Source organism: Arthrobacter sp. NPDC093139 (assembly GCF_044754165.1).
Taxonomy (GTDB): domain Bacteria; phylum Actinomycetota; class Actinomycetes; order Actinomycetales; family Micrococcaceae; genus Arthrobacter.
Genome location: NZ_JBIVOO010000020.1, coordinates 40,717 through 63,815, shown reverse-complemented (window position 1 = coordinate 63,815; position 23,099 = coordinate 40,717). Strand labels below are relative to the sequence as shown.

Sequence of the window (23,099 nt, the reverse complement as noted above, 5' to 3'; positions counted from 1 at the left end):
GGAAGACAGAACGAACGTCACTTCCCTGGGTGGGATACCGCGCACCGAAGTGGGAGCCCGAGCCCCTTCGCTGGCTGGGAGTTCACAGCATGTACAGCCTGTTCGGCTTTGCTGACCAGTGGGAAGAGCGCAGGGATTCCACCGAGACCTCACTTCTGGCCAAATTCGGTAGCAGGCTCGCCGGACTTCACGAATAGTCCGTCAACCACAACCTGCACCTGAACCCCCACCGATGGGAAGCACCATGAAGACCATCAATAAAGTCCAGACTGCGGCCGCCGGGCTTGCTGTCCTGCTGGCCCTCACTGCCTGTGGCGGCGCAGCCACCGGCCAGGGAGGGGACATTCCCAAGACGCAGAACACCCGTGACATCTCCGAGGGTGTCCAGCCGGATCCGGGCGAATCAGCCATCACCGAAGCCAAAATCCGCTAAGGGGCGTCCATGCAGCAAACAACATTCGGAAAAAGTGGACAGGAAGAGGTGCTCTAACCATGGACGGAAAACTGGCTGTCATAGGCCTGGGCAGCATCGGAAGCATGGCGTTGTGGCAGGCAGCGCGCCTGACTGACTCCGTCACGGGATTCGAGGCGCAGTCACCTGCTCACGGCAGAAGTGCAGTGGGAGGTGATACCAGGCTCTTTCGGATGATCTACCGTGGAGTACCTGACCTGTACTCCATCCTGGAACGCTCACGTGATCTCTGGGCTGAACTGGAAGCCGAAACCGGACAGGACATCCTCACACGCTGCGGCGGCCTGTCCATCGGCACCGCCGACGGCCCATACATCCGCAGCCTCCTGGAAACCGCCCGAGCCAACGGGGCGGCCCACGAAATCCTCAGCCGCGACGAAATGGCAGAACGCTACCCGCAGCACAACCTCCGCCCGGATGACTGCGCTGTCTACGATCCGAACGCGGGGGTCCTGCGCACCGACCGTGCCGTCACATCCGCCATTGCTGCGGCGGAGGCCAACGGCGCGACCGTCTACACCAACACCCCGATCGACAGCATCACCGAAACCGAAGACGGCGTCCTCATCACCTCAGGTGAGAAGTCCTGGATCTTCGAGAACGTCATCGTCTCCTCCGGCGGCTGGTCCCAAAAGCTGATGCCCGACTACCTCAAAGCCGCAACCCAGACAAAGCGCCTCTTCCTGACCTGGTTCGTCGCCAAAGACGCAGCCCAGTTCACCCCGGAAACGTTCCCCACTTTCAACCGGATGTACGAGGACCGATCCATGTACGGTGCACCCGCCGTCGACGGGGTCACCGTCAAAGCCACCCTGGACGGGCGCGGCACAGTAACAACCGACCCCGACGGTTTCCCCAGGGGACTCTCAACAGCCGAAATCTCCGAGACCATCGAAACGGTCTCGGAGTTCTTCCCCGGCCTCATCCCCACGATCGTCCGCTCCGACGCCTTCCCGGACCTCTACACCGATGACCGGAACCCGCTGCTGGGTTGGTTCGGCGAGACAAGCAGAATTTACGGCGCCACAGGCTTCTCCGGCGGAGGATTCAAAAACGCCACCGGCTACGGCCACATTGCCGCATACGAAGCCCTCGGCAAGGGGACCGTGAATGGTCTGGATTTCGTCAGGCCCGAACGCTTCAAGACGAGCTAGACCAACCTGTCAGCCGGAACGACATGAAGTATGAAGAAACGTGAGATGAGCGGGATGTCAAAAGGTGGCACCAGAAGGACTGTTTGCACTGAAGGGAATACCCACAGCGCAACGGATCGCTGATCATCTGCGCGAACAAATCGTCCTAGGATCCATCCGCCCAGGGCAACAGATCAACGAATTCGTATTGGCTAGCCAGCTCAACATGTCCAGAAGTCCTCTCAGGGAAGCACTACAGCGCTTGTGCCAGGAAGGAATCCTCTTCTATCGACGCAACCGCGGAGTGTTCGTTTCCCAAGTTGAAAAGCATGACCTTAGAGAGATTTACAAGGTTCGTGAGTCCCTCGAATCCGCCGCGGCGGACAGGCTATTGGACGGCAGCCTCAGGCAGATCAAAGAAACCTGTGAAGCGCTGAAGGAAATTGTGAATGAAATGGCGAAACAAGTGTCCGCAGGCGACCAGCAGAGAGTTGCTGGCCTTGAGCTGCAGTTCCACTTTGCCCTCGTTGCCGGCGCAGGCAATTCCCGCTTCATCCGTATCTACAAGACGCTCGCGGCCGAATCAAGAATGTGTAACCTCGACATGGATTTCTCCCGTGCACGGCTGGAGGTCCTGGTAGAGGAACATCAAAATATCCTGGATCTCTTGGAGGCCGGCGACAGGGAAGCCCTCTTCAAGGCCATCAAGCGGCATATGCAAAAAGCCGTTGAGGACCTCACGGCAACTCACCAGGGTGCGACGCCCTGAATACTTAGGTACCGGCCCGAATAGCCGAAGATCGACAAGAGAGGCGGCACGATGGACGGCAAGTTCAAGTGGCAAGAACAGCGGACGACGACGCCGGACGGCGTGTACCGCGTGCTGCGTACAGCCATCCTGGACGGAACTGTGCCTCCCGGGGAACAGTTGCGCGAGACGCATATTGCTGCCGATCTCGGAATCAGTCGGTCCCCGCTGCGTGAGGCGCTGACCCGGCTTGAGGAGGAGGGGCTGGTCGTGAAGATCCCCTTCCGGGGATCTTTCGTTGTGGAGGTGAGCGCCCGTGATGTGGCCGAGATCGCATCAATCCGCTTACTTGTCGAGCCGTACGCTGCTGAGCTCTCGGCCCCAACGTTACGCGGCCCTGAGCGGCTTCGGTTGAAGCAAACCATCGAGGAACTTTACCGGGCCACGGACAAGCACGATATCCCGGCCAGCATTGATGCTCATCTTCGCTTCCACAGGCTCTTCTATGAGTTTTCGGGGAATTCGGCCCTGCAAAGTCTTTGGAACGGTTGGGAGAACAAGCTGCGTCTCTACTTCGCGGTCGACCATCCTACTTACAGCGACCTCCATGAAATCGCTGTGGAGCACGAGAGATTGGCTGCGCTTGCTTTGGATGGCGACATCGATGCCTTCCGAGACGAGATGGCCAGTCAGTTCCGCAATGCGCTCCGGGTCAACGCTAACGAGGCATAGTGCAGGCCCGACTTCAATCCACGCAGGCGGCAGGCTGAAGAAACAGGCGGCCTACGCCGTAGTCCGCTTCTTCAGAATCTCTCGGACGGCGTCGCGGTTTTCCTCTATGATCCCGGCCAGGATTTCGCGGGCATGCGCCGGATCCCTGAGCATGAGGGCGTCGATGATGGTCCGATGCTCTTCTTCCAGGGCCGCAGTGTCCACGTATTCCCGATGGTCGATTGAGAGCACCAGCAGGAAGTACCGGAGTTCATTCATGAGCTGGGCATAATAGCCGTTGAGCCTTTCGCTGCCCATCAGCCCGACGATGGCTTGGTGGATGGCAAGGTCCGCCTCAACGATGGACCGCACATCGTGAGTCTTGAGTGCCTCCAGGAATTGATCAAACGCACCGTGAACGGATGTGAAGTCGGTGGCGTCATCCACAGATGCGACTGCGGCCAGCTCAAGCTGCAACCGGGCCTTGTAGACATCGACCACGTCAGCATCGTCGGGGTTCCAGATCACCAGGCCCTTGTTGAAGATGTACCGCACAAGACCCGTATTCTCCAGCAGGCGGACAGCTTCGCGGACAGTGTTCCTCGATAGGCCAAGATCAGCGGCGATCACTGCCTCCCGTACCCGCTCTCCAGGCTTCAAGGTGCCGTCCAGAATCATCCGGACCAGCCCGTCTGCCACCTTCTGGCTCACGCTCGTCCCCGCGGTGTCGATGTGATCAGTAAGACGCATACAGAAAGCGTATAACAGTAGAACATTTTCCGGCCGGCCGCTCACCAACTCACGCTCTCAGCACTCTTCGATTCTCGGATCTCGCTGCGCTCGGGCTGTAGAAGCGTTTTCTGTTTGTGCTGCTGTCCTTATGCCGTTACCGGGTGCAGTTCCGCGGCCATTGTAGGGTCGTGGCTACCCAGGGGAGGCGGGTATGGCTCTGTTGCTGTGGCCGGGCGACTCGTGCGTGACGGCTTCGTAGGATTGGCCGCCCGCCACCCCGCGATGACCCGACCGCTGATTGAGAGACGCGACATGAGCGCCGGATAGGGACTCGACGGCGCGGTCATCTGCTGGGCCCTTACCCTTCCAACAGACTGGAGGCTGTTCTTGGTGCACCTATGGGCCGGCATGACGCCGGCATAGCCCACCACCACTGCGTCGTGATCGATGCCGACGGAAACCGGCTGCTCTCTCAGAGAGTCCCAAACGACGAACCCGCACTGCTCCAGCTCTTGGGCAGCGTCCTCGAGCTCGCAGCAGGGGATGAGGTGATCTGGGCAACTGACCTGAACCACGGGGGATCGGCGCTGTTGATCGCACTGCTTATCGGTCATGGCCAGGACATTCTCTACATCCCGGGCCGGACGGTGCACCACGCATCCAAGCTTTCCGGGGTGAAGGCAAAACCGACGCGAAGGACGCCGCCGTCATCGCCGACCAGGCCCGGATGAACCGTGATCTACAGCCTCTGCGAGCCGGTGATGAGACCAGCACCGGTTTGCGGATCGTCACCGCCCGCCGGGCGGACAAAGCTGCGGACCGGGTCCGGGCGATCAACCGTTTGCAGGCCCAGCTGCTGGAATACTTCCCGGCTCTGGAGCGGGCCTTCGATTACAGCCGGTCCAAAGCCGCCCTGACGCTGCTGACTAAGCACCGGACACCCGATGGATCCGCCGCGCCGGCCTTGCCCGGATTCACGCGTGGCTGAAGAAGCACGGTGCCCGCTCCTCGGCCGCCGTCAGGATCGTCGAACTGGCGCTGGTACATGAAGGGGTAGTCATCCGTGTCACCGATCCGTCCGCCGGCGGCGCGCGCGTTCGGTGAGCTTGTCCACCGCCTCGCGGCTGCCGAGGTCGAATGAGACCGTGACTTTCGAGGGGGTACCGGGTCCGCCGATCAGCTCCTCAGAGCCGCCGACGCTCGCGTACATCTCGCGGCTGCCGAGCATGACCTACTGCTCGGGGGCGATCGCGAAGCATGACACGTTGTGATCGGAAATTTCCGGGTTGAGAGTCCAGCCCAGGGCGGTATAGAAGGCGGTCGCGCGCTCGACGCTCTCGACCGGGCAGGTGATGAAGAGGCTCATGGCGCCCAACTTGCAAAATGCAAGTGCCACGTCAAGATCTCGGGCGGTGCGGTCCGCAACTTGCGGGCAAATCAGAGCGGCGCGTTTTGACGGCGCTATTTGTCGCGTCCATGCCAGCTAAAAATCTCTCGAAACCCTAGTCTTTTGAAGCAGGCAGGTTTCGAGACACTGAGCCGGCCGTCATCCGGTACCTCAGGTGCCGGATGCCGGCCGGTCGCTGGTTGCCGCTCCTGTCCCTAGGGATGCACTTCTATTTGCGCTTCGGGGATTACACGTGCGCAGGTGGCTCAGTCTCCGTGGCTCCATCCCATTGAAGGTCGGGCTCGAATGACGGCTCCGTTCGAGCGGGTGCCTTCGGCATAGTGCTGCGGCGGATGACCGGGGTGCGGGGGGTGTCGTCGAAGATTAGCCGTGTCACGTCAGCGCGGGCATAGTGGCCCGCGGGGTCGACGGTGTTCTTGGCAAGGTCGATGTCCGCTAGATCGAGGTCGGCGTAGACGATGCCTTCCTCGGTGGGGTCCAGGGGCTCGGTGATGAGGCCTGAGTGCGGGCCGTAGACGCGGGCGTAGCCACCGCCGCCTGTGTAGACGGGTGTGGGTCCTCCATCGGCGGTCGGGAACTTTCGGGCTCCGTCATCGGACATGATCTGGGTGGCGGTGATGACGAAGGCGCTGCCTTCGAGGGCGTACGTTTGGGAACAGGCCATGATCGATTCAGGGCTCAGGGCCGGCACGTTGCCCAGGATCCCGAGGCAGGGCCAGCCGGCGACGTGGATCTGCTCGTTCTGCGCGTACATGGCGTACTTTGTCAGCGGCTGGAGATGTTCGAAACACTGCAGTGCTCCGAGCCGGCCCAGCGGCGTGTCGAGGACCTTGATGTCACTGCCGTCGCCTTCCCCGAACAGTGTCCGCTCTGCATGCGTGGGCTTGAGCTTCCGGCGCTGCTGGATGATCTCCCCCTCCGGGCCGATTACCGCCTGGGACATATACAACGAACCGCCGTCCTTCTCACTGAAACCCACGATGACCGTGATCGCGTGCCGCTGTGCAGCTTCCCGGATCCTGGCTATCTGCGGCCCGTCGATGGTGGGGGAGTTGGCATGGTAGCGGGCGACAAACTGCATCTGCTCATACACAGGGTAGGACCAGAGGAACACCGGGTAGCCCGGGATCCATGTCTCCGGGAACGCGACCAAGTCGGCTCCCCCAGCGGCGGCTTCGGCAATCAGGTGAACGGTCTTTTCCGTTGTCCCATCAATGTCCAGCCACACCGGTTCGGCCTGAACGGCAGCGACCCGCACCTTCTCTCTCATCAATACTCCTCGTTATGCTTAGATGGTGCTTACAAATGTATGACTGGGATCACTTAAATACGTTGGCAGTTTCTGCAGGCTCATCTACTATTCCTGCAGGTTCAGGCTTCTACTGGTGAAAACAGGTGCTCGTCCCGGAGAAGCCGGAGGGACGCAATGACGGACGTGACCGTTACTGATGTTCTGGCGTGGCAGGATGCTGCGAGCCGTGTGTTCGTGCCGCTGCTATGCACAGCCCCCGAACCAGATTTCGTCGCACATCTTGAGTCCGTATCGCTGTCCGCCGGCGTATCTCTGGCGCGAGTCCAATCGGGGCCACTCCGGGTGGAGCGGCCCGAACGGTTGGCCCGCCGCAATGATGGTGACGACATTCTGATGTCGCTGCAGCTGCAGTCGACCGGTGCTGTCCAGCAGCATGGACGGACTGCTGTCCTTGTGCCTGGAACTGCCGCCCTTTACGAGATCAACCGTCCGTATTTGCTGGACCAACCGCAATCAGGGCAGGACCTCATTGTCCTTCGCGTTCCACGCCGGCTTTTGGGGCTGAAGGACCGGCTGGTTAGTGACCTTTGTGGGCGGACAATCGATCAATCCGTTCCCGGCATGGCGGCATTCGCCGGCTACGCCGCGGGGCTGGTGGCTGGCCGCGGCCACATGGATGACTTGGCCCGAGTGGAGCTGGGGCGCATCAGCACAGATTTACTGTCGCTCGCCCTACGCTCTTTCGCGGGATTCCAACAGGCCTCGTGGAGTGACGACGAGAGGCTGCTGGAATCTGCGAAAGCGTATATCCGGCAACATCTTGCCGAGCCAGACCTCTCTGTTGAACGACTGGCCAACGCGGAAAACGTCTCTGTCCGCAAGCTCCACGAAGTTTTCGCGGCGAGTGGAGAGACGCCAGCGGCTTATATCCGGCGCAGGCGCATGGAACGCGCCACTTCCCTCCTGGCTGCCCGGCACCAAACCCGCCAGAGTGTGGGATCCATCGCGATTGCGTGCGGATTCCGTGACACGTCTACCTTTGTCCGAGCGTTTACTCGCGTCTACCAGTGCACTCCCACACAATGGGCTCTTGCGGCCCGCGCATCCGACGGAGCCAGCGTGGCATCTGCTGATTGACCCCCCGTTAGGCAACAGGTTTCCAAGCGCCGTGAGCGGTATGCAATGTCCCCACGTATCCCTGACTGTGAGAGGCCTTAACCCTCGCTAAGACCGTCTCAAAACCTTTGGGATACGAGGCGTCTCATTAGGCGAACAAGCACCCAAGTGGGCAAGACCTGGTTCAAGTGAAATCACGCTACTTTCTCCGCGCCCGGCAATTCTCATAACTATGTCTCGAAACCTGCTGGTTGAATCGGCATACTAACCAATAGTTATGCGACACATCGTAAACAGGCCATGACGAAACTTATAAGATATGCACGAGTTTCGACACGGCAACAGTCCACGGACCGGCAGCGGGCGGATCTACTGGCCGCTGGCGTCCGATGCGATGACCTCCACGGCGACCATGGAGTCTCCGGAGCACGTGCTTCGCGACCACAGTTCGAGCATGCAATCCAAGCCCTGATGGAGGGCGACACCCTCGTCATCACGACTTTGGACCGGCTCGGGCGATCCAGCCAAAACATGCTCGCCTTCGCCGATGAACTCCGCAGCAGGGGCGCCGGCCTGCGCGTCCTGAACTTGGCGGAGGCGACGTCGACACCGCGACGCCGATGGGTTCGATGTTGTTCACGATTATGGCCGCTCTCGCCCAGATGGAACACGAAATCAAGCGTGAACGCGTCACGGATTCCATAATCAAGCGAAGAGAAGCTGGCAAGGCCCTTGGTGGCCGGCCCCGCCGGGTTACCGATAGCCAGATCAGAAGCGCTGTCCGATTGGTACAAGGTGGAGAGCCCGCCGCGCAGGTTGCCCGCGACCTGGGGAAGTCCCGAGCGACCTTCTACAGGCGGTCACGAGCCCTTGCCGGCGAGCAGGTTGCCAATTAGCACCGGTGCCTTTCCTCAACAGGACTGAGAGCGTTCGGCGGCGCACAGCGCTGGGCGCAGTGTAATGGTCCTCGCTTCGCTCGGGCTGTAGAAGCGTTTTCTTGTTTTGGCTGCTGTCCCAAGGGATTGTACGTGCCCGCTCCGGCCCGTCTAGCCCCTCCGTGAACTCCGGGGCCTGCGTGCAGGATTTTCCCTGCGGCGCTCCTTCATCGCTGATTTCCTCCGGGAATTTCCCGGCTCTTGCCCTGCGGGTAGACAGGCCTCCATCGGGCACAGCTCCGCAAGCTTCGCCAGCAGCCAAAACAACGGCGGGAGAGGGGAAGCTGGCCGGTCACCTAAGCCGCCCCCGCCCACCGGCAAAACAACTTGGTCCGCGCCCGCGCCCGTTTTTCCAGCCGCTTGACAGACATAGAAGTCGGGGGAGACGGGAAGCTGGCCGGTCACCAACGCCGCCCCATCCACCCTTGGAAGGACCACAGCCATGAGCGAAAGAAGCCGCGCGAGCCCTACTCGGGAACGCCGACCGAGAGGGGACCGCCCTTACCGACCCGCAGGAGTCCGGTGACAACATCATTGAGATTCCTGCGGATCGTACGGGCCCGCTCCACCGGCTCAACCGTCCTGCGGACGGCTGCACAGCCGATGCCTTGAGTCGGTGCTTCGCTTATTTCCTCCCACAATCCATCCTCTGCCTGCCCTTCGGGTTGCCCGGCCGGGAGCCTACGGGCGGTCAGCCGTCGCTGGCGCTGCCCGGCTCCAGTGCGGCTGCGGCGTCCCGGACCTTGACCATGGTCCGGAGGTTGCGCGTTGTGGTCGAAGCCTTGTACTTCGGCTTGGCCGAGAGCTTGCTGAACGGGCTGTCCAGAGTCCCGCCCGCCGGGGCAAGCCAGGCCGACGCCTCCGGACCCAGCCGGGTCTGTTCCACCCCGCCGATCGACTCCCCGGAGGTGAATAGCTCGTCAAGCGCTGCCGTGTCTGAGGCCAGAGTGATGTAGGTGTGCGTGGTCTTGTCGTCTGCCGGGTAGTGGCAGAGCTCCACAAGCTCCGCCACGCGGGAGGCCGTGAGCACCACCACCCAGGCGTCGTAGCCAAAGGCTTCCCGCAGGCATGCCTCAAACTCCTTCTTGACCGCTTCCGGCTCCAGGTCGCTCGCCAGTACCACATTGCCGCTGGCCAGGAGCGTCTTCACGTCGCTGAAGGGCCGGGATTTGAGGGCTTCCTTGAGGTCCGCCATCTTGATCGTGATGCCACCCACGTTGATGCCGCGGAGGAACACTGCGTAGCTCGTCATCCGCCCAGACTACTGCCAGCGGAAAACCCGGGAGCGGAGGCGGTTGGAGCCGGTAGGGGTCAGTCGTTGTTCTTGCGGAGAGCCTCGGTCAGGACCCGGGCCGCGTTGCAGACGACTTCCGCATGCAGCCTGCCGGGCTGGCGGGTGAGCCTCTCGATGGGGCCGGAGATAGAAACGGCGGCGATCACCCGTCCGGAAGGTCCGCGGACCGGCGCGGAAACCGAGGCGACCCCCGGCTCACGTTCGCCGAGGCTCTGGCCCCAGCCCCGCCGTCGTACTCCTGCCAAAACAGTGGGCGTAAAGCGGGCGGACTGCAGCCCCTCCAGCAGGCGGTCGTGGTCCTCCCACGCAAGCAGAACCTGGGCTGCGGAGCCCGCCTTCATGGACAGCTGCGTGCCGACGGGGATCGTATCGCGGAGGCCGATCGGCCGCTCCGCGGAGGCGACGCAGACGCGCCAGTCGCCCTGGCGGCGGAAGATCTGGGCACTCTCGCCGGTGGCGTCGCGCAACTGCATCAGCACGGGTCCGGCGGAGGCGATGAGGCGGTCCTCGCCGGCCGCCGAGGCGAGTTCCACCAGGCGGCTGCCCAGCACGAACCGTCCCTGGATGTCCCGGCTCACCAGGCGGTGGTGAACGAGCGCCAGCGCGAGCCGGTGCACGGTTGGCCTCGCCAGCCCCGTGGCAGCGACGAGCTGCGCCAGAGTCGTGGGTCCGGCCTCGAGCGCATCAAGCACCTGGGCCGCTTTATCAATGACACCGACTCCACTAGAATTGTCCATGTAATGATATTGCCGTCTCATTATCTGAGATGCAAATCTTTTGACTGGCGTATTACATGGCTCTGCTGTTTCAGTGGAATCAACAACCAACAGCAGTGAAGGGAGAAGGCCATGGCGAACACATTGGCCGAGAAAGTCTGGGACGCGCACGTGGTGCGCAAAGGCGATGGCGACGGCGCCAACGCACAGCCGGACCTTCTCTACATCGACCTTCACCTCGTTCACGAGGTGACTTCGCCGCAGGCCTTCGAAGGGCTGCGGCTGGCCGGCCGCAAACTGCGCCGCCCGGACCTCACCATCGCCACTGAGGACCACAACACTCCCACGCTGGACATTGACAAGCCAATTGCCGACCTCACCAGCCGCACGCAGATCCAGACCCTGCGCAACAATTGCCAGGAGTTCGGCGTCCGCCTCCATTCGCTCGGCGATGCAGAGCAGGGCATCGTGCACGTCGTTGGCCCGCAGCTGGGCCTGACCCAGCCGGGCATGACCGTGGTCTGCGGCGATTCGCACACGTCCACCCACGGCGCCTTCGGTGCGCTGGCCATGGGCATCGGCACGTCCGAGGTGGAGCATGTGATGGCCACCCAGACGCTGTCCCTGAAGCCGTTCAAGACCATGGCCATCAACGTCGAGGGCACCCTCCGTCCCGGCGTCACGGCCAAGGACATCATCCTCGCGGTGATCGCCAAGATCGGCACCGGCGGCGGCCAGGGCTACGTCCTGGAATACCGCGGCTCGGCCATCCGGGCGCTGTCCATGGAAGCCCGGATGACCATCTGCAACATGTCCATCGAAGCCGGTGCCCGCGCCGGCCTGGTGGCCCCGGACGAAACCACGTACGCCTACATGAAGGGCCGCCCGCACGCGCCCGAAGGCGCTGACTGGGACGCCGCCGTCGAATACTGGAACACGCTCCGCAGCGACGACGATGCTGTCTTTGACGCCCAGGTGGACCTCGACGCCGACACTCTTGAGCCGTTCGTCACATGGGGCACCAACCCCGGCCAGGGCGTCTCGCTCTCGGACAAGGTGCCTTCCCCCAACGACTTCGGTGACGAGAACGCCAAGGCGGCGGCCGAACGCGCCCTGCAGTACATGGGGCTGGAGGCGGGAACGCGCATGAAGGACATCCGGGTCGACACGGTCTTCCTCGGCTCCTGCACCAACTCCCGCATCGAGGACCTGCGGGCCGCGGCGGACATCATCCGCGGCCGCCAGAAGGACCCCCAGGTCCGCATGCTCGTGGTTCCGGGTTCGGCCCGGGTCCGCCTCGAGGCGGAAGCCGAGGGTCTGGACCGCGTGTTCAAGGACTTCGGCGCGGAGTGGCGCTTCGCCGGATGCTCCATGTGCCTGGGCATGAACCCGGACCAGTTGGAGCCGGGGGAGCGCTGCGCGTCCACGTCCAACCGCAACTTTGAAGGACGCCAGGGCAAGGGTGGCCGGACGCACCTCGTATCGCCGGTGGTCGCAGCAGCCACGGCCGTGCGCGGCACGCTGAGCTCGCCGTCGGACCTTGATCCGGCACCGGAATCCGCAGCCCTCCAGACGACCGACGCAGCCTAGGAAGACCCCATGGAAAAGTTCACCACGCACACCGGAATCGGCGTCCCGCTGCGCCAGAGCAACGTCGACACCGACCAGATCATCCCGGCTGTCTACCTCAAGCGCATCACCCGCACGGGCTTTGAGGACGCGCTGTTCTCGGCCTGGCGGAAGGACCCGTCCTTCATCCTGAACCAGGCGCCGTTCAGCGCCGGCTCGGTCCTCGTGGCCGGTCCGGACTTCGGCACGGGCTCCTCCCGCGAGCACGCCGTCTGGGCACTGAAGGACTATGGCTTCAAGACGGTGCTGTCTTCCCGGTTCGCCGACATTTTCCGCGGCAACTCCGGAAAGCAGGGCCTGCTGGCCGCCGAACTCGCCCAGGATGACATCGAACTCATCTGGAAGACGCTGGAGAATGCGCCGGGCACCGAGGTGACGGTGGACCTCGTGTCCAAGACCGTCACCTGCGGCAACCTGGTCGCTCCGTTCGCGATCGATGACTACACGCGGTGGCGGCTGCTCGAAGGCCTGGACGACATCGGCCTGACCCTGCAGCACGAGGAAGACATCACCACTTATGAGGCCACCCGGCCGGCCTTCAAGCCGAAGACCCTGCCGGCCAGGCTGTCCTAGAAATTCTTCCCCAGGCATCCTCTGGGACCAGCAGGGCAATGAGGCCCGCCGCATACCATGCGGCGGGCCTTAACAGTGCTCCCCGGGCCATTGCGCTTGCGGCAGAAGGGGCCGTATTTCGGTTCGGTAACGCAAGCTCATATGCTTAGCTGGTGCCTTTGTAAGGATTTGGGGGCGAGTAGTCGTGAGGAAACCGGTAAATGAGTAGTGTTCTGACAATCCGCGGAGGCGTCCCGCTTACTGGCCGTGTCCACGTCCGCGGTGCCAAGAACCTTGTGCCCAAGGCCATGGTGGCGGCGCTGCTGGGCAACGAGCCGTCAGTGCTCCGGAACGTTCCGGAAATCAAGGACGTCGAGGTTGTCACCAGCCTGCTCCAGCTCCACGGCGTCACGGTGGAGAAGGATCCAGTCAGCGGTGACCTCACCCTGGACCCGAAGGACGCCAAGACGGCGCCCAGCACCGCCATCGACGCACACGCCGGTGATTCCCGGATCCCGATCCTGCTGTGCGGGCCGCTGATCCACGCCATCGGGGAGGCCTTCATCCCCGACCTTGGCGGCTGCAAGATCGGTGACCGCCCCATTGACTTCCACCTGGATGTACTGCGCCAATTCGGTGCGGTCGTGGAGAAGCGCCCGGGCGGCATTCACATTTCCGCGCCCAAGGGACTCCACGGAGCCAAGATTTCCCTGCCGTATCCCTCGGTCGGCGCCACGGAGCAGGTCCTCCTCAGCGCGACCCGTGCCGAGGGCATTACGGAGCTCTCCGGCGCCGCCACCGAGCCGGAGATCGTTGACCTGATTGCGGTGCTGCAGAAGATGGGCGCCATCATCAGCGTCCAGACGGACCGCACCATCCGCATTGAAGGAGTCCGCGACCTTGGCGGCTACAACCACCGGGCCCTGGCTGACCGCAACGAATCGGCCTCCTGGGCTTCCGCTGCTCTGGTCACCCGCGGCGACATCTTTGTTCAAGGCGCGTCCCAGCGCGACATGATGACTTTCCTGAACACCTTCCGCAAGGTGGGCGGCGGCATGGACATCGGCGACGACGGCATCCGGTTCTACCACCGCGGCGGCAAGCTCTCGCCGCTGGTGCTTGAGACCGATGTGCACCCCGGCTTCATGACGGACTGGCAGCAGCCGCTCGTGGTGGCACTGACGCAGGCCGAAGGCGTGTCGATTGTGCACGAGACCGTCTACGAGAACCGCTTTGGCTTCACCGACGCCCTGATCCGCATGGGGGCCAGCATCCAGGTCCACCGGGAATGCCTGGGCAGCGTGCCGTGCCGCTTTGGGCAGCGGAACTTCCGGCATTCAGCCGTCATCTCCGGCCCGATGCAGCTTAAGGGCACGGACATCGATGTGCCGGACCTGCGCGGTGGTTTCAGCCACCTCATCGCCGCCTTGGCAGCGACGGGCACGTCCCGGGTGACAGGCATCGACATTATTAACCGCGGCTACGAGCGTTTCACTGAAAAGCTGGCAGGACTCGGGGCCGACTTCGACATCACTTCTGAGAAGTAGCGTGGCCCGGTGAAGGAATCGGCGAAAAGCCGCATCACATTTGTGATCATTGCCGGGATCGCCCGGCCCCTGTTGAACCTGATGATGAACAAGAAGTGGGAAGGCACGGAAAAACTTCCCGCCGGCGGTTTCATAGCCGCGCCCAACCACTGCACCGAGATCGATCCAATTGTGATCGGGCACATGCTTTACAACCAAAAGCGGGCACCGCATTTCCTTGCAAAGGCGGGGCTTTTCAAGGTGCCGGTACTGGGCAGCGTGCTCCACGCCGTCAAGCAGATTCCGGTGGAACGCTCGACGGCGGGCGCGAACCACTCGCTACAGCTCGCCAAGGAGATTGTCGCCGAGGGCGGGGCGATCATTATCTACCCGGAGGGTACGCTGACGCGCGACCCCGACCTCTGGCCCATGAAGGGCCACACCGGTGCCGCGCGGCTGGCGCTTGAGGGCGGCATCCCTGTCGTGCCCATGGCCCACTGGGGTGCCCACGAAGTCTTCCCGCGGTATGCCAAGCGGTTCCACCTTTTTCCGCGGAAAACGTCCAGGATCCTGATCGGTGATCCGGTGGACCTCTCCCGCTTCGAGGGACGGCCCAGGGACAAGGCCACCCTCACGGAGGCCACCGAGGTCATCATGGACGCCGTTACCGGCCTGCTTGCCGAGCTCCGGGGAGAGCAGGCCCCTGCCAAACGCTGGGATCCTGCCGCGCACAACCAGACGAAGCACGGCCGCGACGTTGAGCGGGGTGGAAAATGACGCCTGGGCAGGTCCGGACCGGCTCCGCCCTGTCGGTGGCGGTCCTGGGCGCGGGATCCTGGGGTACCACGTTCGCGAAGATCCTCGCGGATGCAGCCACCGCCTCGGGCGCCGATCGCCGCATCCGCATCTGGGGGCGGCGACCGGAGGTTGTGGAGCAGATTAACAGCCTCCACCGCAATCCCCAGTACCTGGCCGACGTCGAACTGCCGCCGAGCATTTCGGCGTCCACGGACGTCGCGGAGGTGCTCGCCGGTGCCGACCTGGTGGTGCTCGCCGTGCCGGCGCAGTCACTGCGGCTGCAGCTGCGCGAGTGGAAGGGCCTGCTGGAGCCGGACGCCATGGTGGTGTCCCTCATGAAAGGCCTCGAGCTGAGCACCGACGCGCGCATGAGCGAGGTCATCCGGGAGGAGCTGGACATCCCGGATGACCGCATTGCCGTCGTCTCCGGACCCAATCTGGCCATGGAAATCGCGCGGGAAGAGCCCACGGCCTCAGTGGTGGCCTGCTCGGACTCCGCAGCGGCCGGCTGGATCGCGCGGAGCTGCACTGCACCGTATTTCCGCCCCTACACCACCTCGGATGTCGTCGGCGTCGAAATCGGTGGCATCGTCAAGAACGTCATTGCCCTGGCCGTGGGCATCTGTGAAGGAAAGCAGATGGGGGACAACACCAAGGCCTCGGTGATCACCCGCGGGCTCGCCGAGACTTCGCGGCTGGCCCTCGCCCTGGGCGGTGAGGCGCAGACGATGGCCGGCCTGGCCGGTCTGGGGGACCTTGTTGCCACCTGCTCGTCGCCGCTTTCGCGGAACCACACCGCCGGCCGCCTGCTCGGCCAGGGCCTCACCCTGGACGAAGTGGCGGAAAAGATGACACAAACCGCCGAAGGCATCAAGTCCGGCCAGGCAGTCCATGAACTTGCCGGTAAGCTCGGTGTCGAAATGCCCATCACCGCTGCCGTGGTCGCGGTGCTGGCCGGAAAATTGTCCGTTGACCAACTGGGGCCGCTACTGCTGGCCCGGGAACTGAAACCCGAAGGCGATTACTGACAGTGTCGGAAGAAAACTTGACCGCAGCGGACAACGCCACGACGCGCAAGCCCCGCGTTGCGGTGCTCTTTGGTGGCCGTTCCAGTGAACACGCCGTAAGCTGCGTCACCGCAGCCGGGGTGCTGGGAGCGATCGACCGCAACAAATACGACGTCATTCCCATCGGAATCGCCAAGTCCGGCCAGTGGGTCCTCGCCGCGGGGGACACGGGGCAATGGTCGCTGGCGTCCTCCTCTCTGCCCGAGGTGGCACCGTCGGACCAGACGGTGACGCTGACCCAAATGGGTGGAGAGCACCAGCTCATCGTGGCGTCGCCCAACGAGGTTCCCCGGGAACTCGGGACAGTGGACGTGGTCTTTCCCCTGCTTCACGGACCGTTCGGTGAGGACGGAACCATCCAGGGGCTTCTGGAGCTTTCGGACACGCGCTACGTCGGCGCCGGAGTGCTGGCATCGGCCGTGGGCATGGACAAGCACTTCATGAAGGTGGTCTTCGAGGCCGCGGGCCTACGGGTGGGCCCCTACATTGCCGTGACTGACCGGCAGTGGCGCGTCGATCCCGAATCTGTGCGCAAGCGCGTGGATCTTCTCGGCTACCCCGTGTTCGTCAAGCCCGCCCGTGCCGGATCGTCCATGGGCATCTCCAAAGTGGATTCGCTGGATGACCTTGATGCCGCGATCGAGGCCGCCCGCGAACATGACCCCAAGCTCGTCATCGAGGCGGGCATCGTCGGCAGGGAGATCGAGTGTGCCGTGCTTGAGGGCCGTGGTTCCGACGCGCCCCGGACGTCCCTGCCCGGTGAGATTACGGTGGCGGCAGGGGATCACGAGTTCTACGACTTCACCGCCAAGTACGTGGATGACGCTGCGGCACTGAGTTGCCCGGCCGACATGCCTGAGGAAGCCATAACGAGGGTCCGCGAACTCGCGGCGGTGGCGTTCGACGCCGTCGGAGCAGAAGGCCTAAGCCGGGTTGACTTCTTCTACACCCCGGACGGTGCGGTCATCATCAACGAGATCAACACGATGCCGGGGTTTACGCCGAAGAGCATGTATCCGCAGATGTGGGCTGCCTCCGGCCTGAGCTATCCGGACCTGATCGACGAACTGATCCACCTGGCACTCACGCGCAAGACCGGACTCCGCTAGTCCCCACCGGCACCCTAACCTCGCTCCGCTTCGGCCAGGGAACCCTGCCGGCGTGGGCCCACCACAGGCACCCTAACCTCGCTCCGCTTCGGCCAGGGAACCCTGCCGGCGTGGGCCCACCACAGGCAGCCTAACCTCGCTCCGCTTCGGCCAGGGAACCCTGCCGGCGTGGGCCCACCACAGGCACCCTAACCTCGCTCCGCTTCGGCCAGGGAACCCTGCCGGCGTGGGCCCACCGGGACCTGCCTACTTGCTGGTGGGCAGGTCCTGGAGGTCCTCCTGGCCCACGCAGTTGCGGCTCGCTTTGATCTTCGCGGCCGCCGCCGATAGATCGGCGAGCACGGTGGCTGAGCTGATCTTGTCCGGGTCCATCAGGATCTCCGTTGCCGGCTCACGCCCGAACGTGGTCAGCGTCCACACGGGATTGCCCTCCTTGATGACCCAGTCCACGTCGTTGACGCTGACGCAGCGGTCGGTGGTGGGCCCGGGAATGTTGACGCCACAGCGCAGGATGACCCGGGACGGATCGCCCCACGCGGCCGTCGCCTGGCTGTTGGTTTTGCGGAGGCGGTGTTCGCCGATGGCGTCCGGGAGCGCCACCATCATGGGGGCACAGCCCGGGTCCGCCGCATCCGCAGCGGGGGCAACATCGACGGCGGGGGCGCATCCGGCCAGGGCGAGCGCCGCTGCTGCCGCCATGGCGAGGACGGCCAAGGTGCGCGGCCTTCCTGCCGGTCCGCTGAGCCCAAGGCTGCGGGCTGATCTGTTTCCAGCTGGTTCACGGACGGCGGAGGGGCAGTGCATGGGTTAACCCTATCCCGGGGCGGCCGCAGGAATTGCCTGAATCGTAACCGGACGCCGGTGTCCGGCAGGAAACAATGTCGGCCCGTCGCGGTAGCGTAGTGGCGTGCCCCAAACACCACTGACTGTCGCAGAACTGTCCGAAGCCGAGCTCCTCACGCGGATCTTTCCGCGGCTGGAGCTGGGCGCGGCCCACAGCGCTGCTGTTCTCCTCGGGCCCGGCGATGATGCCGCGGTCGTCGCCGCTCCGGACGGCCGGACGGTCGTCAGCATCGATACCCAGGTGCAGGACCAGGATTTCCGGCTCCAGTGGAACAACGGCTACCGGACCACAGGCTATGACGTGGGCTGGAAGGCGGCTGCCCAGAATCTCAGCGACATCAATGCCATGGGCGCTATGGCTACCTCACTGGTAGTGAGTCTGACCATGCCGGCGGCCACTCCCGTGGACTGGGTCGAGGACCTGGCGGACGGACTGGCCGCCGCCATTGGGAAGCTCGGTGCCGGATCGTGCTCCGTCGCCGGCGGTGATTTGGGCCGCGGGGGCGAGCTCTCTGTGACGGTCGCGGTCCTCGGCACACTCAGCGGCGGGCAGCCGGTGCTCCGCTCCGGGGCGGCCGCCGGCGACACCCTGGCCATTGCAGGGAACGCCGGCCGGGCCGCGGCCGGGCTTGCCCTCTTGGAATCGCAGCACCCGGTGGAATCACTGAGCCCGGAGTTGAGGCACCTCCTGGACCTTCAGTGCCGTCCCGAGCCGCCGCTTGAGGCCGGCCCCTTGGCCCGGCTCTCAGGGGCCACCGCCATGATGGACATCTCCGATGGCCTTGTGCGGGACGGCACCAGGCTGGCCATCGCGGGCAATGTGGTCCTGGATCTCGATCCCGGGAAGCTGAAGCTGCTGACAGCGCCGCTGGAGACCGCCGCCGCCCTGCTCGGCGCCGATCCGCTGGCCTGGGTGCTGGGCGGCGGCGAGGACCACGGTCTGCTTGCCACATTCCCTGCGCACGTTCAGCTGCCGCCCGGCTTCACTGGGATAGGCTCAGTACAGACCTGCGGCACGAATGAAGCCGCGGGCGTAAAGATCGCGGGACGGCCCGCAGACTCCGTGGGATGGGATCACTTTGCAGACTAAGATTGCCGCCAACGCGCTAGCGATGAAGCGGTGGTTGGGTAAGGCAGAGACGGCCCTGGGGAACCACAGTGACCGCCTCAATGCCATCAACATCTTCCCGGTACCAGACGGTGACACCGGCACCAACCTTTACCTGACCATCCGGGCGGCCACCCGTTCCCTGCAGGAAACCGCGCCGGACGAAGCCTCGCTCCAGAACGACGTCGGCGCCGTGCTTGCCAAGGCAGGCCAGGCCGCCATGGAACAGGCCCGGGGAAACTCGGGCACTCTTTTCTCGGTTTTCCTGTGCGCCGCCGCCGAGCCCCTTTCAGGACACACCCGGCTCACTGCCACGCTGCTGGCCGCTGCGCTGAACCGGGCACAAATCCGCGCCTGGTCGGCTCTCAGCGATCCCGTTCCCGGAACCATGCTCTCCGTCATGGAGGCTGCGGCACGGGCAGCGGCCGCGGTTGACGCCACCCAGAACGGAAATGACAGCAACCAGGCACTGGGCCTGGTGCTGGATGCCGCCGTGGAGGCAGCCCTCGACGCCGTCGTCCGCACAGAAGCGCAGCTGGACGCCCTGCAGGCCGCCCACGTCGTGGACGCTGGCGGCGTCGGGATGCTCCTGATCCTCGATTGCCTGCGGTCGGCGGTGCTCGGCGGGGAACTCCAGAACGAACTGCTGGACGGACTGCACGGCTACGATGTGCAGGATCCCCATATCCATGCCGACCTGCCGGACGACGACGGCGTGGAGGTCATGTGCACCGTCAGTCTGTCGCCGCTGGACGCCGCCACGCTCAGGCAACGCCTCGATGAAGTCGGCGATTCAGTGATCATGAGCCAGGTGGAGCGGTCCCCGGACGCGGAAGGGCGATACCGCTGGCGCGTCCACGCGCACGTGCTGGATTCCGAGACGGCCCTCAGGATGATCCGTTCCCTCGGGGAGCCCACTGACGTGTCGGTCAGCGAGCTCGCCCTGCCGCGGGACCCCGATCCTCTGGCTGCCGATCAGCTGGCGGCTGATGCCCGGAGCCTTGATGGATGATGAACACCGAGCTTGAACTGGGCCTGGAGCGCCGGATCGGCAAGCGCTCCGCCGCCGTCGTCGAAAAACACCTGGGCATCACCACGGTGGGCGGACTGCTCAACTACTTCCCGCGCCGATACCTGAGCCGGGGCGAGCTCACACCCATCAGCGAGGTGCCCCTTGACGAGGAAGTGACGCTGATCGCACGGGTCGTCTCCAACAGCACCCGGCAGATGCGCGCCAGGCGCGGCTCCCTGACCGACGTCGTGATTTCCGACGACGCCGGCACCCCGCGCCGGCAAGGACCGGGACACCCCGGCGCCGGGATTCCCGGAACGATGAAGGTCAGCTTCTTCAACGGCTACCGCGCCAGGGCCGAGCTGCAGCCCGGCCGCCGGGCCATGTTCTCGGGCAAGGTCACCCGCTACGGCGGAACCCTGGGGCTGACCAACCCGGATTTCCTGCTGCTCGACGAAGACCCGGACACTCCCGGCATGGACCCCGAAAAGCTTGCGGCCATGCCCATCCCCGTCTATCCGGCCACCGCCAAGCTCACCAGCTGGTCCATCCAGAAGGTCATCTCCACGCTGCTGGACACCGTAGACCTCGGAGCTCTGGCGGACCCGCTGCCGGCCGGCATTTCCGCCCGTGAAAAGTTCCTGCCCATGCCCGAGGCGTACCGCCTGATCCACGCTCCGGAGACGCCCGGGGACTGGCGCCGGGCACGCGACCGGTTCCGGTACCAGGAGGCCCTGGTGCTGCAGTCCGCCCTGGCGCGCCGGCGCGCCCAGCTGGCCGCCGAGGAAGCAACGGCGCGGAGGCCGGTGCCGGACGGGCTGCTGGCCGCCTTTGACCGCCAGCTTCCGTTCACGCTGACCGCCGGGCAGTCCGCCGTGGGGAAGACCCTCGCCGCAGAGCTGTCCCAGGACGGCCCCATGAACAGGCTGCTGCAGGGGGAGGTCGGCTCCGGCAAGACCATCGTGGCGCTCCGGGCCATGCTCCAGGTGGTGGACGCCGGGGGACAGGCCGCACTGTTGGCACCCACGGAAGTCCTGGCCGCGCAGCACTTTGAGTCCATCCGGAGGACGCTCGGGCCGCTCGCCGGCGACGGGCTGCTGGGAGGCCTGGGCGGCCAGGCTGTCCAGGTCAGCCTGCTCACCGGCTCCATGCCCACCGCCGCGCGCAAGCAGGCACTGCTCGACGCCGCATCCGGCACCGCCGGCATTGTCATCGGCACCCACGCCCTGCTTAGCGACAACGTCTCCTTCTACGACCTCGGCCTCATCGTGGTGGACGAGCAGCACCGTTTCGGCGTGGAACAGCGCGATGCCCTCAGGGCGAAGGCGAGCAAGCCCCCGCACCTGCTGGTCATGACCGCCACGCCCATTCCCCGGACCGTGGCCATGACGGTGTTCGGGGACCTCGAAACCTCCGTGCTCGACGAACTGCCGGCCGGCAGGGCACCGATCACCACGCACGTCGTGGGCCTGGCGGAGAACCCGGGCTGGGCCTCACGCATCTGGTCCCGGTCCAGGGAAGAAATCGACGCCGGGCATCAGGTCTACGTCGTCTGCCCGAAGATCGGAACTGACGACGACGGCGACTTCAGTCCCGGTGAAGCGGAACCCGGCCCCGGGGACCTGGAGGACGACGGCGCCGCGCGCGAACTCGCCTCGGTGACGGCCGTCGTCGAACATCTGCGAGAGGAACCGGCATTGGCCGGGGTGCCCCTGGCGCCCCTGCACGGGCGCCAGGATCCGCCCGTGAAATCCGAAACGATGGCGTCGTTCACCGCCAACGAAACGAAGCTTTTGGTATCCACCACGGTGATCGAGGTGGGGGTGGACGTCCACAACGCCACCCTGATGGTCATCCTGGACGCGGACCGCTTCGGCATATCCCAGCTCCACCAGCTGCGGGGCCGCGTGGGCCGCGGAGGGCTCCCGGGCACCTGCCTGCTGGTCACCGCCCTGGAGCCGGGGCATCCGAGCCGCCGCAGGCTGGACGCCGTCGCGGCGACCACCGACGGCTTCGAGCTGTCCCAGGAGGACCTGAAGCTGCGGCGCGAGGGCGACATCCTGGGTGCCTCCCAGTCCGGTGGCAGGTCCACGCTAAGGCTCCTCAGGGTGCTCGAGCATGAGGACATCATCGCCCGCGCCCGGCAGGATGCCCAGGAGATTGTGGGCCGTGACCCGTCACTCGCGGACCACCCCGCCCTGGCCGAGGCCATTGACGACTACCTGAACCCCGAGAAGGAGGCGTTCCTTGAACGCGGCTAGCACCAGGGATGCGCTGGGAACCGAACCATCCGCACTCCCCGCAGAAGAAGCGGGGCCCGCAGCATGAGCCGGATCGTGGCAGGCGCTGCAGGGGGAACTCCGCTGGTCAGCGTGCCGGGTTCTCTGACCCGGCCCACGTCCGACCGTGTCAAGGAAGCCCTCTTTTCCCGGCTGGATGCCTTCGACGTCTTGGCTGGTGCGCGCGTGCTCGACCTGTACGCCGGCTCCGGATCGCTGGGCGTGGAGAGCGCCAGCAGGGGAGCGCAGGCCGTTGACCTGGTGGAGTTCGACGCCAGGGCCAGTTCGGTCTGCCAGCGGAACGCGGACCTGATCAACACCGTGCTGGGCCGGAAGGCAGTCACCGTGCACCGCTCGCGGGTGGAGTCGTTCCTTGAGCGGACCGCCGACGACATCCAGTGGGACGTGGCTTTCCTGGACCCGCCGTACCCCCTGGACGAACCCGCCCTGGCCGCCGTCCTGGAGAAACTGGGCCGGCACCTGGCGCCCGGAGCCGTGGTGGTGGTGGAGCGGTCGTCCAGGTCCCCGGAGCCGTCCTGGCCTGCAGTCCTGGAACGGTTCGCGGAAAAGAAGTACGGCGAGACGCGGCTGTGGTTTGCCGAGCCGGCCAGCGATCAGGAAGTGGACGTGGGCCCGGCAGCGGAGGACTGAGCTCTTCC

The 23,099-nt window shown here is 64.7% G+C and carries 20 protein-coding genes and 4 pseudogenes; 18 read left to right on the top strand and 6 right to left on the bottom strand.

What is annotated here, in order from left to right; genetic code table 11:
* The 5 genes and pseudogenes from ACIP90_RS20625 to ACIP90_RS20605 all read left to right on the top strand — a co-directional run.
* Positions 1-197: pseudogene (locus ACIP90_RS20625) on the top strand (FAD-dependent oxidoreductase); the annotation flags it as partial.
* Between the two features lie 47 nt (positions 198-244).
* Positions 245-433 carry a hypothetical protein gene (locus ACIP90_RS20620; RefSeq protein ID WP_400581575.1) on the top strand — a complete coding sequence of 63 codons (189 nt, stop codon included), beginning with the start codon at positions 245-247 and terminating at the stop codon, positions 431-433.
* 59 nt (positions 434-492) lie between these two features.
* A complete protein-coding gene (locus ACIP90_RS20615) occupies positions 493-1,626 on the top strand; it encodes an FAD-dependent oxidoreductase (protein WP_400581574.1) in 1,134 nt (377 codons plus the stop codon).
* Between the two features lie 64 nt (positions 1,627-1,690).
* Positions 1,691-2,374: a GntR family transcriptional regulator gene (locus tag ACIP90_RS20610; RefSeq protein WP_400581573.1), complete on the top strand. Its 684-nt coding sequence runs from the start codon at positions 1,691-1,693 to the stop codon at positions 2,372-2,374.
* Between the two features lie 51 nt (positions 2,375-2,425).
* Positions 2,426-3,085, top strand: a complete 660-nt coding sequence (locus ACIP90_RS20605; protein WP_400581572.1) for a GntR family transcriptional regulator — start codon at positions 2,426-2,428, stop codon at positions 3,083-3,085.
* A gap of 51 nt (positions 3,086-3,136) precedes the next feature.
* Here ACIP90_RS20605 and ACIP90_RS20600 read toward each other — a convergent pair whose 3' ends face one another.
* On the bottom strand, positions 3,137-3,814 hold the full coding sequence (locus tag ACIP90_RS20600) for a GntR family transcriptional regulator (protein ID WP_400581570.1): 678 nt from the start codon (positions 3,812-3,814) through the stop codon (positions 3,137-3,139).
* A gap of 380 nt (positions 3,815-4,194) precedes the next feature.
* Between ACIP90_RS20600 and ACIP90_RS20595 the strand changes: the two are divergent.
* Positions 4,195-4,784: pseudogene (locus tag ACIP90_RS20595) on the top strand (IS110 family transposase).
* Between the two features lie 26 nt (positions 4,785-4,810).
* Here the strand turns inward: ACIP90_RS20595 and ACIP90_RS20590 are convergent.
* Positions 4,811-5,162, bottom strand: a pseudogene (locus ACIP90_RS20590) (VOC family protein); the annotation flags it as partial.
* A 268-nt stretch (positions 5,163-5,430) separates the two neighbouring features.
* Positions 5,431-6,474: a carbon-nitrogen hydrolase family protein gene (locus tag ACIP90_RS20585; RefSeq protein WP_400581569.1), complete on the bottom strand. Its 1,044-nt coding sequence runs from the start codon at positions 6,472-6,474 to the stop codon at positions 5,431-5,433.
* Positions 6,475-6,630: 156 nt separating this feature from the next.
* Between ACIP90_RS20585 and ACIP90_RS20580 the strand changes: the two genes are divergently transcribed.
* Together ACIP90_RS20580 and ACIP90_RS20575 are read left to right on the top strand one after the other, a co-directional pair.
* Positions 6,631-7,593, top strand: coding sequence for an AraC family transcriptional regulator (locus tag ACIP90_RS20580; RefSeq protein WP_400581568.1), 963 nt, complete (start codon positions 6,631-6,633; stop codon positions 7,591-7,593).
* Between the two features lie 279 nt (positions 7,594-7,872).
* Positions 7,873-8,468, top strand: a pseudogene (locus ACIP90_RS20575) (recombinase family protein).
* Between the two features lie 730 nt (positions 8,469-9,198).
* On the opposite strand, the gene ACIP90_RS20570 reads toward ACIP90_RS20575, so the two are convergent.
* Both ACIP90_RS20570 and ACIP90_RS20565 read right to left on the bottom strand, forming a co-directional pair.
* Positions 9,199-9,759 carry a DUF1697 domain-containing protein gene (locus ACIP90_RS20570; protein ID WP_400581567.1) on the bottom strand — a complete coding sequence of 187 codons (561 nt, stop codon included), beginning with the start codon at positions 9,757-9,759 and terminating at the stop codon, positions 9,199-9,201.
* 59 nt (positions 9,760-9,818) lie between these two features.
* Positions 9,819-10,538, bottom strand: a complete 720-nt coding sequence (locus ACIP90_RS20565) for an IclR family transcriptional regulator (RefSeq protein WP_043420062.1) — start codon at positions 10,536-10,538, stop codon at positions 9,819-9,821.
* Positions 10,539-10,649: 111 nt separating this feature from the next.
* On the opposite strand from ACIP90_RS20565, the gene leuC reads away from it, so the two are divergent.
* The 6 genes from leuC to ACIP90_RS20535 all read left to right on the top strand — a co-directional run bounded on the left by leuC (position 10,650) and on the right by ACIP90_RS20535 (position 17,198).
* Entirely contained in the window at positions 10,650-12,107 is a 1,458-nt protein-coding gene (leuC, locus tag ACIP90_RS20560) for a 3-isopropylmalate dehydratase large subunit (protein ID WP_400581566.1), read from the top strand.
* A gap of 9 nt (positions 12,108-12,116) precedes the next feature.
* Positions 12,117-12,719, top strand: coding sequence for a 3-isopropylmalate dehydratase small subunit (leuD, locus tag ACIP90_RS20555; RefSeq protein ID WP_400581565.1), 603 nt, complete (start codon positions 12,117-12,119; stop codon positions 12,717-12,719).
* 200 nt (positions 12,720-12,919) lie between these two features.
* Positions 12,920-14,245, top strand: a complete 1,326-nt coding sequence (murA, locus tag ACIP90_RS20550; protein ID WP_400581564.1) for a UDP-N-acetylglucosamine 1-carboxyvinyltransferase — start codon at positions 12,920-12,922, stop codon at positions 14,243-14,245.
* A gap of 9 nt (positions 14,246-14,254) precedes the next feature.
* On the top strand, positions 14,255-15,001 hold the full coding sequence (locus tag ACIP90_RS20545) for a lysophospholipid acyltransferase family protein (RefSeq protein WP_400581563.1): 747 nt from the start codon (positions 14,255-14,257) through the stop codon (positions 14,999-15,001).
* Entirely contained in the window at positions 14,998-16,050 is a 1,053-nt protein-coding gene (locus ACIP90_RS20540) for an NAD(P)H-dependent glycerol-3-phosphate dehydrogenase (protein ID WP_400581562.1), read from the top strand. Before ACIP90_RS20545 ends, ACIP90_RS20540 begins: the two co-directional genes overlap by 4 nt.
* Positions 16,051-16,052: 2 nt before the next feature.
* Positions 16,053-17,198, top strand: coding sequence for a D-alanine--D-alanine ligase family protein (locus ACIP90_RS20535; RefSeq protein ID WP_400581561.1), 1,146 nt, complete (start codon positions 16,053-16,055; stop codon positions 17,196-17,198).
* Positions 17,199-17,444: 246 nt separating this feature from the next.
* Here the strand turns inward: ACIP90_RS20535 and ACIP90_RS20530 are convergent, their stop codons facing one another.
* Positions 17,445-17,897 carry a DUF3515 family protein gene (locus ACIP90_RS20530; protein WP_400581579.1) on the bottom strand — a complete coding sequence of 151 codons (453 nt, stop codon included), beginning with the start codon at positions 17,895-17,897 and terminating at the stop codon, positions 17,445-17,447.
* A 208-nt stretch (positions 17,898-18,105) separates the two neighbouring features.
* Between ACIP90_RS20530 and ACIP90_RS20525 the strand changes: the two genes are divergently transcribed.
* The 4 genes from ACIP90_RS20525 to rsmD all read left to right on the top strand — a co-directional run bounded on the left by ACIP90_RS20525 (position 18,106) and on the right by rsmD (position 23,091).
* Positions 18,106-19,131: a thiamine-phosphate kinase gene (locus tag ACIP90_RS20525; RefSeq protein WP_400581560.1), complete on the top strand. Its 1,026-nt coding sequence runs from the start codon at positions 18,106-18,108 to the stop codon at positions 19,129-19,131.
* Between the two features lie 22 nt (positions 19,132-19,153).
* Positions 19,154-20,161, top strand: coding sequence for a DAK2 domain-containing protein (locus tag ACIP90_RS20520; RefSeq protein WP_400581577.1), 1,008 nt, complete (start codon positions 19,154-19,156; stop codon positions 20,159-20,161).
* Positions 20,161-22,422, top strand: a complete 2,262-nt coding sequence (locus ACIP90_RS20515) for an ATP-dependent DNA helicase RecG (protein ID WP_400581576.1) — start codon at positions 20,161-20,163, stop codon at positions 22,420-22,422. Before ACIP90_RS20520 ends, ACIP90_RS20515 begins: the two co-directional genes overlap by 1 nt.
* Before the next feature lie 63 nt (positions 22,423-22,485).
* On the top strand, positions 22,486-23,091 hold the full coding sequence (gene rsmD / locus ACIP90_RS20510; protein ID WP_400581558.1) for a 16S rRNA (guanine(966)-N(2))-methyltransferase RsmD: 606 nt from the start codon (positions 22,486-22,488) through the stop codon (positions 23,089-23,091).
* The last annotated feature ends 8 nt before the right edge of the window (positions 23,092-23,099 follow it).

Excerpts from the sequence above, each read along its gene's own strand:
- ACIP90_RS20600 (WP_400581570.1), bottom strand. The coding sequence starts at position 3,814 with ATGCGTCTTACTGATCACATCGACACCGCGGGGACGAGCGTGAGCCAG.
- ACIP90_RS20605 (WP_400581572.1), top strand. The coding sequence starts at position 2,426 with ATGGACGGCAAGTTCAAGTGGCAAGAACAGCGGACGACGACGCCGGAC.
- ACIP90_RS20520 (WP_400581577.1), top strand. The coding sequence starts at position 19,154 with ATGAAGCGGTGGTTGGGTAAGGCAGAGACGGCCCTGGGGAACCACAGT.
- ACIP90_RS20570 (WP_400581567.1), bottom strand. The coding sequence starts at position 9,759 with ATGACGAGCTACGCAGTGTTCCTCCGCGGCATCAACGTGGGTGGCATC.
- leuC (WP_400581566.1), top strand. The coding sequence starts at position 10,650 with ATGGCGAACACATTGGCCGAGAAAGTCTGGGACGCGCACGTGGTGCGC.
- ACIP90_RS20565 (WP_043420062.1), bottom strand. The coding sequence starts at position 10,538 with ATGGACAATTCTAGTGGAGTCGGTGTCATTGATAAAGCGGCCCAGGTG.
- ACIP90_RS20620 (WP_400581575.1), top strand. The coding sequence starts at position 245 with ATGAAGACCATCAATAAAGTCCAGACTGCGGCCGCCGGGCTTGCTGTC.
- ACIP90_RS20540 (WP_400581562.1), top strand. The coding sequence starts at position 14,998 with ATGACGCCTGGGCAGGTCCGGACCGGCTCCGCCCTGTCGGTGGCGGTC.
- leuD (WP_400581565.1), top strand. The coding sequence starts at position 12,117 with ATGGAAAAGTTCACCACGCACACCGGAATCGGCGTCCCGCTGCGCCAG.
- ACIP90_RS20585 (WP_400581569.1), bottom strand. The coding sequence starts at position 6,474 with ATGAGAGAGAAGGTGCGGGTCGCTGCCGTTCAGGCCGAACCGGTGTGG.
- ACIP90_RS20615 (WP_400581574.1), top strand. The coding sequence starts at position 493 with ATGGACGGAAAACTGGCTGTCATAGGCCTGGGCAGCATCGGAAGCATG.
- ACIP90_RS20530 (WP_400581579.1), bottom strand. The coding sequence starts at position 17,897 with ATGGCGGCAGCAGCGGCGCTCGCCCTGGCCGGATGCGCCCCCGCCGTC.
- ACIP90_RS20515 (WP_400581576.1), top strand. The coding sequence starts at position 20,161 with ATGAACACCGAGCTTGAACTGGGCCTGGAGCGCCGGATCGGCAAGCGC.
- ACIP90_RS20580 (WP_400581568.1), top strand. The coding sequence starts at position 6,631 with ATGACGGACGTGACCGTTACTGATGTTCTGGCGTGGCAGGATGCTGCG.
- rsmD (WP_400581558.1), top strand. The coding sequence starts at position 22,486 with ATGAGCCGGATCGTGGCAGGCGCTGCAGGGGGAACTCCGCTGGTCAGC.
- murA (WP_400581564.1), top strand. The coding sequence starts at position 12,920 with ATGAGTAGTGTTCTGACAATCCGCGGAGGCGTCCCGCTTACTGGCCGT.